At 55.6% G+C, this 15,756-nt stretch carries 15 protein-coding genes; 3 read left to right on the forward strand and 12 right to left on the reverse strand.

Going from position 1 to position 15,756, the window contains the following annotated elements; genetic code table 11:
• Positions 1-406: 406 nt before the first annotated feature.
• Genes hemG through pepQ form a run of 4 tightly spaced genes read right to left on the reverse strand, consistent with a single transcriptional unit; the run spans position 407 to position 4,398 of the window.
• Positions 407-952 (reverse strand): menaquinone-dependent protoporphyrinogen IX dehydrogenase, encoded by a 546-nt coding sequence (gene hemG, locus ACWKX3_RS21935; RefSeq protein ID WP_006179291.1) that lies wholly within the window; start codon positions 950-952, stop codon positions 407-409.
• Positions 953-962: 10 nt separating this feature from the next.
• Entirely contained in the window at positions 963-2,414 is a 1,452-nt protein-coding gene (gene trkH / locus ACWKX3_RS21940) for a Trk system potassium transporter TrkH (RefSeq protein ID WP_006179290.1), read from the reverse strand.
• Positions 2,415-2,452: 38 nt separating this feature from the next.
• Positions 2,453-3,067, reverse strand: coding sequence for an IMPACT family protein (locus tag ACWKX3_RS21945; RefSeq protein WP_236348362.1), 615 nt, complete (start codon positions 3,065-3,067; stop codon positions 2,453-2,455).
• Entirely contained in the window at positions 3,067-4,398 is a 1,332-nt protein-coding gene (gene pepQ / locus ACWKX3_RS21950; RefSeq protein WP_042322756.1) for a Xaa-Pro dipeptidase, read from the reverse strand. The genes ACWKX3_RS21945 and pepQ overlap by 1 nt, the downstream gene beginning before the upstream one ends.
• 190 nt (positions 4,399-4,588) lie before the next feature.
• On the opposite strand from pepQ, the gene fadB reads away from it, so the two are divergent.
• On the forward strand, positions 4,589-6,778 hold the full coding sequence (gene fadB, locus ACWKX3_RS21955) for a fatty acid oxidation complex subunit alpha FadB (protein WP_454542485.1): 2,190 nt from the start codon (positions 4,589-4,591) through the stop codon (positions 6,776-6,778).
• A gap of 9 nt (positions 6,779-6,787) precedes the next feature.
• Positions 6,788-7,951: an acetyl-CoA C-acyltransferase FadA gene (fadA, locus tag ACWKX3_RS21960; protein WP_006179285.1), complete on the forward strand. Its 1,164-nt coding sequence runs from the start codon at positions 6,788-6,790 to the stop codon at positions 7,949-7,951.
• A gap of 183 nt (positions 7,952-8,134) precedes the next feature.
• Here the strand turns inward: fadA and fre are convergent, their stop codons facing one another.
• Both fre and ubiD read right to left on the reverse strand, forming a co-directional pair.
• Positions 8,135-8,836, reverse strand: a complete 702-nt coding sequence (gene fre / locus ACWKX3_RS21965; protein WP_058610818.1) for an NAD(P)H-flavin reductase — start codon at positions 8,834-8,836, stop codon at positions 8,135-8,137.
• A gap of 30 nt (positions 8,837-8,866) precedes the next feature.
• On the reverse strand, positions 8,867-10,372 hold the full coding sequence (gene ubiD, locus ACWKX3_RS21970) for a 4-hydroxy-3-polyprenylbenzoate decarboxylase (RefSeq protein ID WP_137273437.1): 1,506 nt from the start codon (positions 10,370-10,372) through the stop codon (positions 8,867-8,869).
• Between the two features lie 170 nt (positions 10,373-10,542).
• Here ubiD and rfaH point away from each other — a divergent pair, with 170 nt between their 5' ends.
• A complete protein-coding gene (gene rfaH, locus ACWKX3_RS21975; RefSeq protein ID WP_006179282.1) occupies positions 10,543-11,034 on the forward strand; it encodes a transcription/translation regulatory transformer protein RfaH in 492 nt (163 codons plus the stop codon).
• On the opposite strand, the gene tatD is transcribed toward rfaH, so the two are convergent.
• The 6 genes from tatD to ubiJ all read right to left on the reverse strand — a co-directional run bounded on the left by tatD (position 11,031) and on the right by ubiJ (position 15,747).
• Positions 11,031-11,813: a 3'-5' ssDNA/RNA exonuclease TatD gene (tatD, locus tag ACWKX3_RS21980; protein ID WP_101738460.1), complete on the reverse strand. Its 783-nt coding sequence runs from the start codon at positions 11,811-11,813 to the stop codon at positions 11,031-11,033. The two genes, rfaH and tatD, sit on opposite strands and share 4 nt — an antisense overlap.
• A gap of 41 nt (positions 11,814-11,854) precedes the next feature.
• On the reverse strand, positions 11,855-12,625 hold the full coding sequence (gene tatC / locus ACWKX3_RS21985; RefSeq protein WP_006179280.1) for a Sec-independent protein translocase subunit TatC: 771 nt from the start codon (positions 12,623-12,625) through the stop codon (positions 11,855-11,857).
• A gap of 2 nt (positions 12,626-12,627) precedes the next feature.
• Positions 12,628-13,170, reverse strand: a complete 543-nt coding sequence (gene tatB / locus ACWKX3_RS21990) for a Sec-independent protein translocase protein TatB (RefSeq protein WP_006179279.1) — start codon at positions 13,168-13,170, stop codon at positions 12,628-12,630.
• 3 nt (positions 13,171-13,173) lie between these two features.
• Positions 13,174-13,428, reverse strand: coding sequence for a Sec-independent protein translocase subunit TatA (tatA, locus tag ACWKX3_RS21995; RefSeq protein WP_006179278.1), 255 nt, complete (start codon positions 13,426-13,428; stop codon positions 13,174-13,176).
• Positions 13,429-13,504: 76 nt separating this feature from the next.
• The gene (gene ubiB, locus ACWKX3_RS22000) at positions 13,505-15,145 is read right to left on the reverse strand and encodes a ubiquinone biosynthesis regulatory protein kinase UbiB (RefSeq protein WP_006179277.1); all 1,641 of its coding nucleotides are present in this window, start codon (positions 15,143-15,145) and stop codon (positions 13,505-13,507) included.
• Positions 15,142-15,747, reverse strand: coding sequence for a ubiquinone biosynthesis protein UbiJ (ubiJ, locus tag ACWKX3_RS22005; RefSeq protein ID WP_058610821.1), 606 nt, complete (start codon positions 15,745-15,747; stop codon positions 15,142-15,144). The genes ubiB and ubiJ overlap by 4 nt, the downstream gene beginning before the upstream one ends.
• Positions 15,748-15,756 lie beyond the last annotated feature (9 nt).

A 15,756-nucleotide genomic window follows, 5' to 3' on the forward strand; every position in this document is an offset into this window, starting at 1 on the left:
TGTTAGGCCTGCCGCCAGCGTTCAATCTGAGCCATGATCAAACTCTTCAATTTAAGTTTGATGCTCGTGAATTAAACTTCGTAATGAATTACGTATGTTCACTCAGAGACTTGGTATTCATTTTTCGTCTTGCGACGTTAAGAATCCATGTCACTTTGAGTGCCCACACAGATTGTCTGATAAATTGTTAAAGAGCAGTGCCGCTTCGCTTTTCTCAGCGGCGCGGGGTGTGCATATTACGCTTTCCCGCCTCAGAGTCAAGCTTTAATTTCGCTTTTCTCTGCTGACCCGGCGGCGTGTGTGCCGTTGTTCCGTGTCAGTGGAGGCGCATTATAGGGAGTTATTCTGAAGTGACAAGCATAAGATACAAAAAAATTGTCGTTCGCTCACTTTTCAAACTTCACGCTTAATTTACCCGCGAATCGCTTGTTAACTGTGCGATTTCCCGGGCAAAACCGGCCACCTGCAGCCAGTCGGTATACACCACTTCTTTACGCGTATCGGTTTCACCACCGGTCATTTTCATAATCAGGCGGATCATCATCCGGTCATACCAGCGATAATGCGGGTAGCGCAGCGCCCCGGCGAAGACAGCACACAGATCGGGTTGCCATGGCGAGTTCAGCAAAAACTTACGCGTATAGCTGTTCGTCTGCGGCGTACGCTTTTCAGCTTTACGGGCGACCAGGTTGACCGAATAGAACGCGCCAGGCAGCTGACTGAGCGCAGCCAGGTGTTTCTTCACGAAACGGTCCAGTGCAGGATGGAAATGACCATAACGAATGGACGCGCCAATCACTACGCGATCGTAATCCTGCCAGGCAATCTGTTCGGCACGGTTCAGGTTCACCACGTCCGAGTAAATGCCCTGCTCTTTTAATTCAGAAGCAAGATAAGAGGCAATCTCACGCGTTTGCCCGTCTCGCGTTGAGAAAAGAATAAGTGTTTTCACCGACGACTCCTTACTCGCGCCAGAATGTTGGGGTAAACAGAACCAGCAGCGTAAAGACCTCAAGACGACCAAACAGCATGTTGGCAATCAAGATCCACTTCGCGACCGGGTTCATGCTGGCAAAGTTATCCGCCACCACGCCCAGCCCAGGGCCAAGGTTATTAAGCGTAGCCACAACAGAAGCAAACGCCGAGAAATCATCAACGCCGGTAGCAATAATAGCCAGCATACTGACAATAAAGACCAGCGCATAGGCGGAGAAGAACCCCCACACGGCTTCGAGAATACGTTCAGGCAGTGCGCGGTTTCCCAGCTTGATACTGTAGACCGCGTTCGGGTGGACCAGACGTTTCAGCTCACGGTTCCCCTGCTTGAATAACAGCAGAATTCGAATCACCTTCAGCCCCCCGCCCGTTGACCCGGCACAGCCCCCAATAAACGCGGAGCAAAGCAGCAGGACCGGCAGGAACAACGGCCAGCGCGCAATGCTGTCCGTGGTAAAACCGGCGGTCGTCGCCATCGACACTACCTGGAAGAACGCCTGGTTTAGCGTTGTGACCGCCGAGGTATAAACGTCGTGGAACCACAGGACCAGGGTACAGATAATGACCAGCGTTAACTGCACGCCAATAAACATGCGGAACTCCGGGTCACGCCAGTACACTTTCAGGCTACGCCCGCTCAGTAAAGAGAAGTGCAGGCCATAGTTACAGCCGGAGATCAGCAAAAAGATGGCAATAATGGTGTTAATCGTTGGGCTGTCAAAGTAGCCCACGCTGGCGTCGTGCGTTGAAAATCCGCCGATAGCGATGGTCGCAAAGCTGTGTCCGATGGCATCAAATGCGGGCATACCGGCAAACCACAGCGCCAGCGCACAGGCCACCGTCAGCAAAACGTAGATAAGCCACAGGGTTTTCGCCGTCTCGGCAATACGTGGCCGCATTTTGTTATCTTTTAGCGGGCCTGGCATTTCAGCGCGATAGAGCTGCATCCCGCCGACGCCGAGGATGGGCAGAATAGCCACAGCAAGCACGATGATCCCCATACCGCCGAACCACTGGAGCATCTGACGATAAAAGAGGATTGCGTGGGGTAACGAATCCAGCCCTACCAGCGTGGTGGCACCGGTAGTCGTTAAGCCGGAGAAGGATTCAAAAAAGGCATCCGTGATGCTCAGGTTAGGCTGTTCAGAGAAGATAAAGGGCAGCGAACCGACGCTTCCCAGCACCGTCCAGAACAGCACGACAATCAGGAACCCCTCGCGCGATTTCAGTTCCCCTTTTTCACGGCGGTTTGGCCACCACAGCAGCGAACCGATCGCCAGCGCAACAAAGAAGGTCTGGGTAAACGCGCGACCCGCACCGTCTCTGTAAAGAAGCGCCACCAGTCCAGGGAGGATCATCGTCCCGGAAAAGAGTATGACCAGCAGTCCAACGATTCGGGTAATGGCACGAAAATGCATCTCTGCCGCTTCCTTTGGTATTAAAAGTAAGGTGGGGATTATTCTTCAATCGGCAGCAATTGCAACGCGCCGCGACTAAAATCAGCGAGTTTCGCTGAAAAAGCAGCCAGTTCCGCCTGTGGAAGCGCCACACGCAGTTGCACCATCGCCTGGTAATCGCTGTGGACTATCGCGCCGTTAAACTGCCTGAGCAGCGCGTCAATGCCCGAAAGCTGGGCGTAGTCACATAACAGAGTATATTCGGTCAGTGGCGTTTTGCGGGTGGTTATCAGCAGATTCAGCGCCTGCTGGACGCCGCCACCGTAGGCTTTCACCAGCCCACCCGTGCCTAATAAAATCCCGCCGTAGTAGCGAACCACCACGGCGGTGATTTCGCCCACACCGCTGCCCATCAGCTGCGAGAGCATGGGCTTACCGGCCGTTCCCGCCGGTTCACCGTCGTCTGAAAACCCCAGCTGCTGCGAGTCGTTTGGCGGCCCCGCTACCCACGCCACGCAGTGGTGACGTGCGTCAGGATGCTGCGCGCGAACGGACTCGACAAACGCCCTGGCCGCCTCCACGCCCTCGGTATGCGCGAGCAGCGTGATAAAACGGCTTTTCTTGATTTCCTCAACAAAGGTGACCGGTTCAGCCGGTATCAGCCAGCTTTCCATCAGGCCAGCTTCAGATCTCGCGTCATGTTCTCGGTACCGTTTTCGTGGATAACCACGTTGTCTTCGATACGGATACCGCCAAACGGTTTAAGCGCCTCAATTTTTTCCCAGTTGAAGTGCTTGCTGAACTGCCCTTCGCGCCACGGTGCCAGCAGGGATTCGATAAAGTAGATCCCCGGCTCAATGGTCAGCACCATGCGTGGCTCAAGAATGCGGGTGCAACGCAGGAAAGGATATTTTGACGGTGCGGCCAGATGCGTGCCGGTATCATCCTGCATAAAGCCAGCGACATCATGAACCTGCAGACCCAGCGGGTGACCAATACCGTGCGGCATGAATGGCCCGGTCAGATCGTTCTCAACCATCGCCTCTTCGCTCATGTCTTTCACAATCTGATGCTTACGCAGTAGTTTGGCGATGCGCTGATGGAACTGGATGTGGTAATCCACGTAGCTGGTGCCCGCTTTCATGGTGCTGATAAGCGCCAGCTGTTCATCGTTAACGTCTTTAATGAGGTGCGCAAAGTCCGTATCCGCATTCGCCGCCCAGGTACGGGTCAGGTCAGCCGCGTAGCCGTTGTACTCCGCGCCCGCATCCAGCAGGAAGCTGCGCATCTCAGAGGGTACATGGTGATCCAGTTTGGTGTAGTGCAGTACAGAGGCATGCTCGTTCAGCGCCACAATGTTGCTGTAAGGGACATCGGTATCACGATGACCGGTGGCGGTCAGGTAGGCCTGGTTGATATCGAACTCGCTCATGCCGGACAGGAAGGCTTCATGCGCCGCACGGTGGCCGGTAACGGCCGTTTTTTGCGCCTGGCGCATGCAGTACAGTTCGTAATCGGTTTTATAAGCGCGGTTATAGTGCAGGTAATCCAGCACCCCTTTCGGGTTGAGTTTATCTGCCGGAATATCCAGACCCAGCGCGCGCTCCGCAACAGGGCCGATATAGGCGATGTTGCCGCGCGCAGCGGGCAACTGGCTGCCAATGCCGTCGGCTTTCGGCAGCGCAATCACATCAATTTCTTCCGTCCAGAAGGACGTCGGCAGCGGTTCAACGTTGTGCCAGTAGTCCACCGGCAGGTAGAACCACAGTTTCGGCTTGTTCACGCCATCCACCAGCAGCCAGCAGTTGGGAACCTGTGTTACTGGCACCCAGGCTTTAAACTGCGGGTTAACTTTGAAGGGATAAGCATGATCGTCGAGAAACGTGTTCATCAGCTCACCGGAGTGAATCAGCAGCGCGTCCAGCTTAAAGCGCGCCAGCACATCGCGGGTACGTTCCTGTAGGGTAACGATATGATTTTTATAAAGCGAAGCCAGTGAGTCCATCATTCTTCCTTTCGTTTTATTGACCTCAAGTCATCGCATCTTAGCACACCTCTCCCTCACTGCGTGATTTCCACCGACCGTGATCAATGCAGCAATTTCTTAATGAGTAATTTGCATTTTATTAACATAAATCCCACACTCCGTCTCATCTGGTACGACCAGATCCACATGCTGGATTCAGGAGACTGACATGCTCTACAAAGGCGACACCCTGTACCTCAACTGGCTGGAAGATGGCATTGCCGAACTGGTGTTCGATGCCCCCGGCTCAGTCAACAAGCTCGATACCGCGACGGTGGCCAGCCTTGGCCAGGCGCTGGACGTGCTTGAAAAACAACCTGATTTAAAAGGGCTGCTGCTGCGCTCAAATAAAGCGGCCTTTATTGTCGGTGCGGATATCACCGAATTCCTCTCGCTGTTCCTCGTTCCGGAAGAACAGCTGAGCCAGTGGCTGCACTTTGCCAACAGCGTCTTTAATCGTCTGGAAGATTTACCGGTTCCGACGATCTCCGCCGTGAACGGCTATGCGCTGGGCGGCGGCTGCGAGTGCGTGCTGGCCACCGATTATCGTCTGGCCACGCCAGACCTGCGCATCGGCTTACCGGAAACCAAACTGGGCATCATGCCGGGCTTTGGCGGTTCCGTGCGTATGCCACGCATGCTCGGTGCCGACAGCGCGCTGGAGATCATTGCCGCCGGTAAAGACGTTGGCGCGGAGCAGGCGCTGAAAATCGGCCTGGTGGATGGCGTCGTTAAGCAGGAAAAACTGATTGAGGGTTCTGTTGCGGTTCTGCGTCAGGCAATCAATGGCGATCTCGACTGGAAAGCCAAACGCCAGCCGAAGCTCGAGCCGTTAAAGCTCAGCAAAATTGAAGCGGCCATGAGCTTCACCATCGCCAAAGGCATGGTGATGCAAACGGCGGGTAAACACTATCCGGCGCCGATCACCGCGGTGAAAACCATCGAGGCGGCAGCCCGCCTGGGACGTGATGAAGCCCTGAAGCTTGAAAACCAAAGCTTTGTCCCGCTGGCGCACACCAATGAGGCCCGCGCGCTGGTTGGCATTTTCCTGAACGATCAGTTCGTGAAGGGTAAAGCCAAACAGTTGACCAAACACGTTGAGACGCCAAAACACGCGGCGGTGCTCGGCGCAGGCATTATGGGCGGCGGTATTGCTTATCAGTCGGCCTGGAAAGGCGTGCCGGTGGTGATGAAGGATATCAGCGATAAATCCCTTACGCTGGGCATGACCGAAGCGGCCAAACTGCTCAACAAACAGCTGGAGCGCGGCAAAATTGACGGCCTGAAGCTGTCCAGCGTGATCTCCACGATCCAGCCCACGCTGGAATACAGCGGTTTCGATCGCGTGGACGTGGTAGTGGAAGCGGTCGTTGAGAATCCGAAGGTCAAAAAAGCGGTACTGGCCGAGACCGAAGATAAGGTTCGCCCGGACACCGTTCTGGCCTCGAACACCTCCACCATTCCGATTAGCGAACTGGCAAGCGTATTAAAGCGCCCGGAAAACTTCTGCGGCATGCACTTCTTCAACCCGGTGCACCGTATGCCGCTGGTCGAAGTGATCCGCGGTGAAAAAACCTCTGACGAGACCATCGCCAAAGTGGTGGCGTGGGCCAGCAAAATGGGCAAAACGCCGATCGTGGTGAATGACTGTCCGGGCTTCTTCGTCAACCGCGTGCTGTTCCCGTACTTCGCCGGCTTCAGCCAGCTGCTGCGCGACGGCGCAGACTTCCGCAAAGTCGATAAAGTGATGGAAAAACAGTTCGGCTGGCCAATGGGCCCGGCATACCTGCTGGATGTGGTCGGCATTGATACCGCACATCACGCGCAGGCGGTGATGGCGGCGGGCTTCCCGCAGCGTATGCAGAAAGATTACCGCGACGCGATTGACGCGCTGTTTGACGCCAACCGTTTTGGTCAGAAAAACGGCCTGGGCTTCTGGCGCTATAAAGAAGACAGCAAGGGCAAGCCGAAGAAAGAAGAAGATCCGGCGGTGGATGGCCTGTTGTCCGACGTTAGTCAGCCAAAACGGGACTTTACCGACGAAGAAATCATCGCCCGGATGATGATTCCGATGATTAACGAAGTGGTGCGTTGCCTGGAAGAAGGCATTATCGTCAGCCCGGCCGAAGCGGATATGGCGCTGGTCTATGGCCTTGGCTTCCCACCGTTCCACGGCGGCGCGTTCCGCTGGCTGGATACGCTCGGCAGCGCAAAATATCTCGATATGGCGCAGCAGTACCAGCACCTCGGCCCGCTCTATGACGTGCCGGAAGGTCTGCGTAACAAAGCGCACCATAACGAACCCTACTATCCCGCAGTTGAGCCCGCCCGTCCGGTTGGCGAGCTGAAAACGGCTTAAGGAGTCACAATGGAAAAGGTTGTCATTGTTGATGCAATTCGTACCCCGATGGGCCGTTCCAAGGGCGGAGCCTTTCGCAACGTACGCGCGGAAGACCTCTCCGCACACCTGATGCGCAGCCTGCTGGCGCGCAACCCGGCGCTGGATCCTGCGGCGCTGGACGATATCTACTGGGGCTGCGTGCAGCAAACGCTGGAGCAGGGCTTCAACATCGCCCGTAACGCGTCGCTGCTGGCGGAGATCCCGCATTCGGTTCCGGCCGTCACCGTCAACCGCCTGTGCGGCTCGTCAATGCAGGCGCTGCACGACGCGGCCCGCATGATCATGACCGGTGATGCGCAGGCGTGCCTGGTCGGCGGCGTGGAACATATGGGCCACGTACCCATGAGCCACGGTGTCGATTTCCACCCGGGCATGAGCCGCAACGTCGCGAAAGCCGCCGGTATGATGGGGCTGACCGCCGAGATGCTCTCACGCCTGCACGGTATCAGCCGTGAAATGCAGGATGCCTTTGCCGCGCGCTCTCACGCCCGCGCCTGGGCCGCCACGCAGTCCGGCGCGTTTAAGAACGAGATCATTCCCACCGGCGGTCATGATGCCGACGGCGTGCTGAAGCAGTTTACCTGGGACGAAGTGATCCGCCCGGAGACGACCGTCGAAGGACTCTCCACGCTGCGTCCGGCCTTTGATCCGGTCACCGGCACGGTGACCGCAGGCACCTCGTCTGCGCTTTCCGACGGTGCAGCAGCAATGCTGGTGATGAGCGAAAGCCGCGCCCGCGAGCTGGGCCTGACGCCACGCGCCCGAGTGCGTTCGATGGCGGTTGTCGGCTGCGACCCGTCGATTATGGGTTACGGCCCGGTTCCGGCCTCAACGCTGGCGCTGAAAAAAGCCGGTTTAACTGCCAGCGATATCGATCTCTTTGAGATGAACGAAGCCTTCGCCGCGCAGATCCTGCCGTGCATTAAAGATCTGGGGCTGATGGAGCAGATCGACGAGAAGATTAACCTCAACGGCGGGGCGATCGCCCTTGGTCACCCGCTGGGCTGTTCCGGCGCGCGTATCAGCACCACGCTGATTAACCTGATGGAACGCAAAGATGCCCAGTTTGGCCTGGCAACAATGTGTATCGGGCTGGGTCAGGGTATCGCGACGGTATTTGAAAGAGTGTAAATCAGGAAAAGTATCTCAAAGCCAATGGCGTCAGAACAAGGCGGCAAGCGAGCGAATCCCGATGAGCTTACTCAAGTAAGTGATTCGGGTGAACGAGCGCAGCTAACGCAGTTATGGCGTCATTGGCGAAGAGAGACAGTTTAGTTGCCGTTCTTCCCGCCTGTCAGGGGCGGGTTTTTTTATTTAAATGAACGCAAACGCATCGCCGAAGAGACGGTCCTCACGCGCATCGCGTTCATTGCAGAACAGGTCACGGGCAATTTTCGCCATTTCGAAACGACCGGCAATATAGATATCGTGCCCCGCCAGCGTACCGTAATCCTGCAGTACCGCCGTTAACACCGTCCCGTTGCGTCCACGCCAGCCCTCTTCAGGCTGCTCAACAACTGGCTCAATGCGCAGGTTCGGATGGGTTACGCTCAGCGCTTCCAGTTCAGACAGATCGTACAGATGCTTCTCTTCACGGCCGCCCCAGTAAATCGTGATATCACGATTCGGGTTGCGCGCCAGCGCGGTCAGCAGAATCGAACGCACGTAGGAGAAGCCGGTGCCACCGGCAATCAGGATCAGGGGACGCTCTTCGTCATCACGCAACCAGGCTTCACCGTGTGGAATATCCACGACGATTTCACGCTCCTTCAGAATGCGATCCATCACCGCCATCGCATACAGGTTAAGCTCTGACGCACCGATATGCAGCTCAATAAATTCCTGCTCAGCAGGCGTTGAAGCCATCGAGAAAGGACGCTTATCGCGCTCATCCATCACAACCATTAAGTACTGACCAGCGCGGAAAGAGAATGGCGCTTCAGGCGTTAAACGGACGCGATATACGGTGTCGGTAATGGCATCTACCGAAGTCACTTTACAGCTTAAGGTTGTCATTCGCTCTCTCTGTCGGGAAGTCTATAGGGCTTAACGGTCAGATTCAGTTTTACCGTTACTCATTATGGCCAGCTCGTCCCAGATCGCGTCAATGCGCGCGGTCACGGCAGGATCTTTTTCGATCGGGCGACCCCATTCACGGTCGGTTTCGCCAGGCCATTTATTCGTGGCATCCAGTCCCATCTTTGAGCCAAGGCCGGAAACCGGCGAGGCAAAATCCAGATAATCAATCGGTGTGTTTTCCACCAGCACCGTGTCGCGCGCCGGATCCATACGCGTGGTAATGGCCCAGATAACGTCATTCCAGTCGCGGGCATTGACGTCATCATCGCAGACAATCACAAATTTGGTATACATAAACTGGCGCAGGAAAGACCATACGCCCATCATCACGCGTTTAGCATGACCGGCATACTGCTTTTTGATGGTCACAACGGCCAGGCGGTAAGAGCACCCTTCCGGCGGCAGATAGAAATCAACGATTTCCGGAAACTGCTTTTGCAGGATCGGCACAAACACTTCGTTCAGCGCCACGCCCAGCACAGCCGGTTCATCCGGTGGACGGCCCGTATAGGTCGAGTGGTAAATCGGATCGTCACGCTGGGTAATGTGCGTTACGGTAAACACCGGGAAGTTATCCACTTCGTTGTAATAGCCCGTGTGGTCGCCGTAGGGCCCTTCCGGAGCCAGCTCGCCCTGCTCAATGTAACCCTCAAGGACAATCTCAGCGCTGGCCGGCACTTCCAGGTCATTAGAGATGCACTTCACCACTTCGGTTTTCGTGCCGCGCAAAAGTCCCGCAAAGGCGTATTCGGAGAGCGTATCCGGCACGGGTGTGACCGCCCCAAGGATCGTCGCCGGGTCAGCACCCAGCGCGACAGAAACAGGGAAACGCTCGCCGGGATGCGCTGCACACCACTCCTGGAAGTCCAGTGCGCCACCGCGATGGGACAACCAGCGCATGATGAGTTTGTTTTTTCCAATCCGCTGCTGGCGATAAATGCCGAGATTCTGGCGCTCTTTGTGCGGGCCACGCGTTACGGTCAGGCCCCAGGTAATGAGCGGCGCGGCATCTTCGGGCCAGCACTGCATAATCGGGATTTTTGTCAGATCAACCGCGTCGCCTTCCAGCACTTTCTGCTGGCACGGCGCACCGCGCAGGCGTTTGGTTGGCATATTCAACACCTGCTTAAACTGCGGCAGTTTGTCGAATAAATCGCGGAAGCCTTTTGGTGGTTCAGGCTCTTTCAGAAAGGCCAGCAGTTTGCCCACTTCACGTAGCGCCGTGACATCCTCTTGCCCCATCCCCATCGCCACGCGACGCGGTGTGCCGAACAGGTTGCACAGCACCGGCATGGCATAGCCTTTTGGATTTTCAAACAACAAAGCGGGGCCACCGGCACGCAAGGTGCGGTCGGCAATTTCTGTCATCTCCAGACAGGGATCGACAGGAAGCGTAATGCGTTTGAGTTCGCCCTGCTTTTCCAGCAGTGCCAGGAAGTCGCGTAGATCGTGGTATTTCATGCAGTTAGTCATGGCCTCTCTGTAAGCGCTTCATTATACGGCGTAAGCCTGCGTGATGCTGTAATTTTGTTAAATTGGGGTGAATTTCTGCGACTTACTTCCTTGGCGGCCATTATAATCACCTTAGCGATCCCACCTGGATTTTGGTATGCTTGCGCCCCGAATAAAGGGAAAGAGTGATTATGCAGGCCTGGTATTTACTGTATTGCAAACGCGGGCAACTTCAACGCGCGCAGGAACATCTGGAACGTCAGTCTGTGAACTGCCTGACGCCCGTGATCACGCTTGAAAAAATGCAGCGTGGCAAACGCGCCCTCGTCAGCGAACCTCTGTTCCCAAACTATCTGTTCGTCGAATTCGACCCGGAAGTCATCCACACCACGACCATCAGCGCCACGCGCGGCGTCAGCCACTTTGTGCGTTTTGGTGCCAGCCCCGCGACGGTCCCCTCAACGGTTATCCATCAGCTATCGGTCTATCAGCAACCGGAAGGAATAACCGACCCGGAAACGCCCTATGCGGGCGATAGCGTGGTGATCACCGAAGGCGCGTTTGAGGGCCTTCAGGCTATCTTCTCTGAGCCGGACGGGGAAGCCCGCTCCATGCTGCTGCTAAACCTGCTGAATAAACAGGTGCTGCAAAGCGTTAAAAACACCGACTTCCGCAAAGTTTAAAACGTTATCCCAAACAGGCGGCGAACGTTGTCGTCCGTTTGCGCTGACAGCCACTGCGGATCGTCCCCGCGCCAGTGCGCCACGCGTTCAACGATATGCCCCAGCCAGGCCGGTTCGTTACGCCGAGAGGCCGGTTTGGGCTTTATATCGCGCGGCAGTAAATAGGGCGCATCCGTTTCTACCAGCAGGCGATCAGCCGGAATGACGGGCAGTAAGTCGCGCAGTTCAAGCCCACGACGCTCATCGCAAACCCAGCCGGTTATCCCCAAATACAGCCCACGCTGCAGGCACTCAAGTGCCTCCTGTCGCGATCCGGTAAAACAGTGCAACACGGCCCCAGGCAGCTTATCAAGCCACGGTTCCAGCAGCGTGAGGAAACGTTCGTGGGCATCGCGGCAATGCATAAAGACCGGCATTTCCAGCTCGGCTGCCAGAGCAAGCTGGGCGGTAAAGGCCCGTTCCTGCTCATCAGGCGTTGAAAAGTTGCGGTTAAAATCGAGACCGCACTCGCCGATGGCGACCACCTCAGGCGTCATCGCCAGCTGACGGAGCGTTTCAGCGCTGCGATCCGTCCAGTGACTGCTGTCATGAGGGTGTACCCCTGCCGTTGACCAGCAATGGTCATAACGTTGCGCCAGCTGCTGCGCCTGCTCGCTCTCATGCAGGTTGGTTCCCGTCAGCAACAGGCCTTTTACCCCTGCGGTAAACGCGCGCGCGACGACGTCGTCGACATCTTTGGCAAACTGCGGGCTGGTGAGATTGAGTCCAATATCAAACATGCGCTTCCCCATATGACAACCGCCCTGACGGGCGGCTGGTTTTATTCTTCTGTGGTCTGTTCAGACTCGTCGTCTTCTTCGTTCTGCCGACGTCCTTTACCCACATAGAAGCGCGAGAAGAACACCCCGACTTCAAACAGGCAGTACATCGGTATAGCCAACAGCGTTTGGGAAAAAACGTCCGGCGGCGTCAGCAGCATGCCCACAACAAATGCCCCGACCAGGATATACGGGCGCTTTTTACGCAGATCTTCAGGCGTGGTGACGCCCACCCAGCAGAGCAGCACAATGGCTACCGGCACTTCAAACGCCACGCCAAACGCCATGAACAGCGCCATAACGAAGCTGAGGTAGCTGGCAATATCCGTCGACACCTGAACGCCCACCGGCGCGGTATGCGTCAGGAAGCCAAAGGCCAGCGGGAAGACCACGAAATAGGCGAACGCCATGCCGATATAGAACAGCAGGGAACTGGACACCAGCAGCGGGATCACCAGCTTGCGTTCGTGTCTGTACAGCGCAGGCGCTACAAACGCCCAGACCTGATACAGAATGACCGGCGCAGAGGCAATCAGCGACACCCAGAATGTCAGCTTAATCGGGGTAAAGAACGGTGACGCAACGTCCGTTGCGATCATCGTTGCACCCAGCGGCATTTGCTTAATCAGCGGCGCGGAGACCACCTGATAGATGTCATTAGCAAAATAGACCAGGCACAGGAAAATGAGGAAAACCGCAATAATGCAGTTTAACAGGCGCTTACGCAGCTCAATCAGGTGCGCAATGAGCGGTTGAGTATCATCTACTGCCATGTTTACGCTTTATCACTCGACGAAGGGGATGATTCGGAAACGGGGGCAGCGGGCTTTGCTTCAGCCGCTTTTACCACGGGCTCTTCCGGCTGCACCGGTTTTTTCACTTCGGATTCCTGCGGCGTCTGCTCAGGCGCAGCGGCCTGATGCTCAGCGCTTGATGGCGTTACGCCCTCACGCTGTTCTTCGCTGCCTTTCACCACCGGGTTATGGATGGTGTTAGCTTCATCGCTCGCCTTTTCAGGATCGTTAATGCTGTAAGACCGCTTCATGGATTCCGCCGCTTCACGCAGTTCGTCCATCGAGGCTTTCAGCTCCGGCGTTAGGTTGTCCATGCTCGCCTTCTCAACCTTTTTCAGGCTGTCCTGAAATTCCTGAAGCTTAAGCTCCTGTGCCAGCTCGTTTTGTACCGTCGTAGCCAGCGAGCGCAGCGCACGCACCCAACCCGCAACGGTTTTTACCGCGACGGGTAAACGTTGCGGCCCCAGCACAATCAGGCCAATCACGAAGACCAGCAGTAACTCACCAAAACCAATATCGAACACGAATTACACCTGCTCTTTATCGTGGCGTTTAGCGTCTTCCTTTTTGGCTTCATCTTGCTTATCAGCGATGGTTTTAGCAGTGAAGTCCGCATCCTGGCTGGCTTTGTCCTGCTTACTTTCATCATCGCCCATGGCTTTCTTAAAGCCTTTGATAGATGCACCCAGATCGGAACCGATAGAACCGAGTTTCTTCGTACCAAACAGCAGTACGACGATGACGGCAATGATTAACAATTGCCAGATACTGATACCACCCATACGTGTTCCCCAGTGATAGATGATTAATTAATCAGGTCGCATTATACGTATGCAACCTGTCGATAGCGATGCTAATTCAGCGCGTTTTTCTCCAGCCAGCGAGCCAGACCACGACGCCCGCGGCCATCAGCCAGGCGGGCATCATCTCCCAGTCCGGGCGATTGATCAGCAGCAGCGTGCCGCTTAGTAGCAGCGTCGCCCCTATCCCAAAGAGATAACGTGACTGACCCTGACGTGCACGACTGGTTTTAAGCTCGTGGGCGATTGTATCCATGCTGTGCTGAAGGTTCTTGCTCTGACGCAAACTGTCGTAAACCAGTTCAGGAATTTCAGGCATTTTTTCAATCCAGAACGGTCCTTTCTCTTTTAAGGAGCGAACCAGCGCCGGAATACCGACCTGATCTTTAATCCACGATTCAAGGAAAGGCTTCGCCGTTTTCCACAAGTCTAACTGAGGATAGAGCTGGCGGCCTACGCCCTCAACGTAAAGTAGTGTTTTCTGAAGTAAAACTAATTGAGGCTGCACTTCCATGTTGAAGCGACGCGCCGTATTAAACAGATTGAGTAAAACGTGGCCGAAAGAGATCTCCGACAGCGGTTTTTCAAAAATCGGTTCACAAACCGTACGGATCGCAAACTCAAATTCTTCAACGTTGGTATCCGGCGGAACCCAGCCGGAATCGACGTGCAGTTCAGCCACTTTGCGGTAATCGCGGTTAAAGAACGCGATAAAGTTCTCTGCGAGGTAGCGTTTATCTTCTTTGTTCAGCGAGCCGACAATACCGCAGTCGATACCGATGTATTTCGGGTTTTCAGGGTGTTCGTAGCTGACAAAAATGTTGCCCGGGTGCATATCCGCATGGAAGAAGCTGTCGCGGAAGACCTGAGTAAAGAAGACCTGAACCCCGCGCTCGGCCAGCAGCTTCATGTTGGTTCCCTGCTTTTCCAGCGCAACCACATCGGAAACAGGAATGCCGTAAATGCGCTCCATCACCATCATGCCTTCGCTGCAATAGTCTGAGTAGACCTCCGGCACGTAGAGCATCGGGCTGCCTTCAAAGTTGCGGCGCAGCTGAATAGCGTTCGCGGATTCACGCAGCAGATTGAGTTCATCAATCAGCGTTTTTTCATACTCACGCACCACTTCCAGCGGACGTAGACGACGTCCGTCAGGCAGCAGACGCGGTACCCAGCGCGCAAGGCGATAGATAAGCTTCATATCGGCTCTGATAATCGGCAGGATATCAGGGCGGATAACCTTGATTACCACCTCTTTGCCGTTCTCTTTCAGGCGCGCGGTATGCACCTGAGCGATAGAGGCCGAGGCAAGCGGCTGAATGTCAAAATCATCAAACCAGGTTTCAACAGGAATGTTGCCCATCGCCTGTTCAATCTGCTTTTTGGCCCGTGCGCCGTCAAACGGCGCAACGCGATCCTGCAGGAGCGCAAGCTGATCGGCAATTTGTGGCGGGAAGAGATCGCGACGGGTCGAGAGCATCTGCCCGAACTTAATCCAGACCGGACCAAGCTCCTGTAACGCCAGACGCAGACGTTCACCTAACTCCTGATCTTTATGGCGATTGGGCATCCAGAACAACGTTCGCCGCCAGAGACGAAGCGGCAGCGTGATACGCATTTTGGGGATAAGCTCGTCGAGCCCGTAACTCAAAAATGTCTGAACGATAAAGTAGAGGCGCCGAATTTCACCAGGCGTCATTTGCCCTCCAGTTTTTCCAGCCGTTTGGTTAATGCATCAACCGCACGTTCTACGGCCGCCGTCTCTTCTGCAAACCATGCCACTTCCAGCGGTCCCGGTGCCATTCGCCACTCTTCGGTTAACACTTCCGCTGCATAGCGCTGCTGTCGTTGCAGCGTTTTACGCAGGATCGCCGTCCCGCCCTGAATGGCTTTGCCGATCCCTTCTGCTGCAATGTCGCCGATATAAGGCGCAAGCAACTCTGCCGGGTCAAACTCGGCGAGATCGCTGAGCGCAACGAAGTTCTGCACAACCTGGATGTCACCTTCAACCTCCAGCTCACCGCTGCGGATCAGCGCCGTGAGCTGCTGACGATCGCGCAGTTTTGGCAGCACGCTCATGTGCGTGATGACGGCGCAATCAGCCTCGCCTTCCCACTCACCCAGAACGTCAAGCTGGCGTTCGCTGAAAACCAGCACAAGCGGGGTCGAGAACTCTTTTAACGCAATGCGCAAAACCTTGCCGTTCAGCCGCTGGCGCGCAGCTTTCAGCGCAGGCGCGCGGTACAGAAAGGCGTTCAGTACATTCTCAATGCCTGCAGTGACTAAGGGTTTAAAGGGCACAGAAGACCT

The sequence above is a fragment of the Enterobacter sp. UPMP2052 genome (assembly GCF_053709675.1).

What these genes read in the sequence shown, in the direction of transcription:
- ubiD (WP_137273437.1), bottom strand. Translation starts at nt 10,372, where the DNA reads ATGACTAACTGCATGAAATACCACGATCTACGCGACTTCCTGGCACTG.
- tatA (WP_006179278.1), bottom strand. Translation starts at nt 13,428, where the DNA reads ATGGGTGGTATCAGTATCTGGCAATTGTTAATCATTGCCGTCATCGTC.
- fadA (WP_006179285.1), top strand. Translation starts at nt 6,788, where the DNA reads ATGGAAAAGGTTGTCATTGTTGATGCAATTCGTACCCCGATGGGCCGT.
- fadB (WP_454542485.1), top strand. Translation starts at nt 4,589, where the DNA reads ATGCTCTACAAAGGCGACACCCTGTACCTCAACTGGCTGGAAGATGGC.
- fre (WP_058610818.1), bottom strand. Translation starts at nt 8,836, where the DNA reads ATGACAACCTTAAGCTGTAAAGTGACTTCGGTAGATGCCATTACCGAC.
- tatC (WP_006179280.1), bottom strand. Translation starts at nt 12,625, where the DNA reads ATGGCAGTAGATGATACTCAACCGCTCATTGCGCACCTGATTGAGCTG.
- ACWKX3_RS21945 (WP_236348362.1), bottom strand. Translation starts at nt 3,067, where the DNA reads ATGGAAAGCTGGCTGATACCGGCTGAACCGGTCACCTTTGTTGAGGAA.
- ubiB (WP_006179277.1), bottom strand. Translation starts at nt 15,145, where the DNA reads ATGACGCCTGGTGAAATTCGGCGCCTCTACTTTATCGTTCAGACATTT.
- tatD (WP_101738460.1), bottom strand. Translation starts at nt 11,813, where the DNA reads ATGTTTGATATTGGACTCAATCTCACCAGCCCGCAGTTTGCCAAAGAT.
- trkH (WP_006179290.1), bottom strand. Translation starts at nt 2,414, where the DNA reads ATGCATTTTCGTGCCATTACCCGAATCGTTGGACTGCTGGTCATACTC.
- pepQ (WP_042322756.1), bottom strand. Translation starts at nt 4,398, where the DNA reads ATGGACTCACTGGCTTCGCTTTATAAAAATCATATCGTTACCCTACAG.
- rfaH (WP_006179282.1), top strand. Translation starts at nt 10,543, where the DNA reads ATGCAGGCCTGGTATTTACTGTATTGCAAACGCGGGCAACTTCAACGC.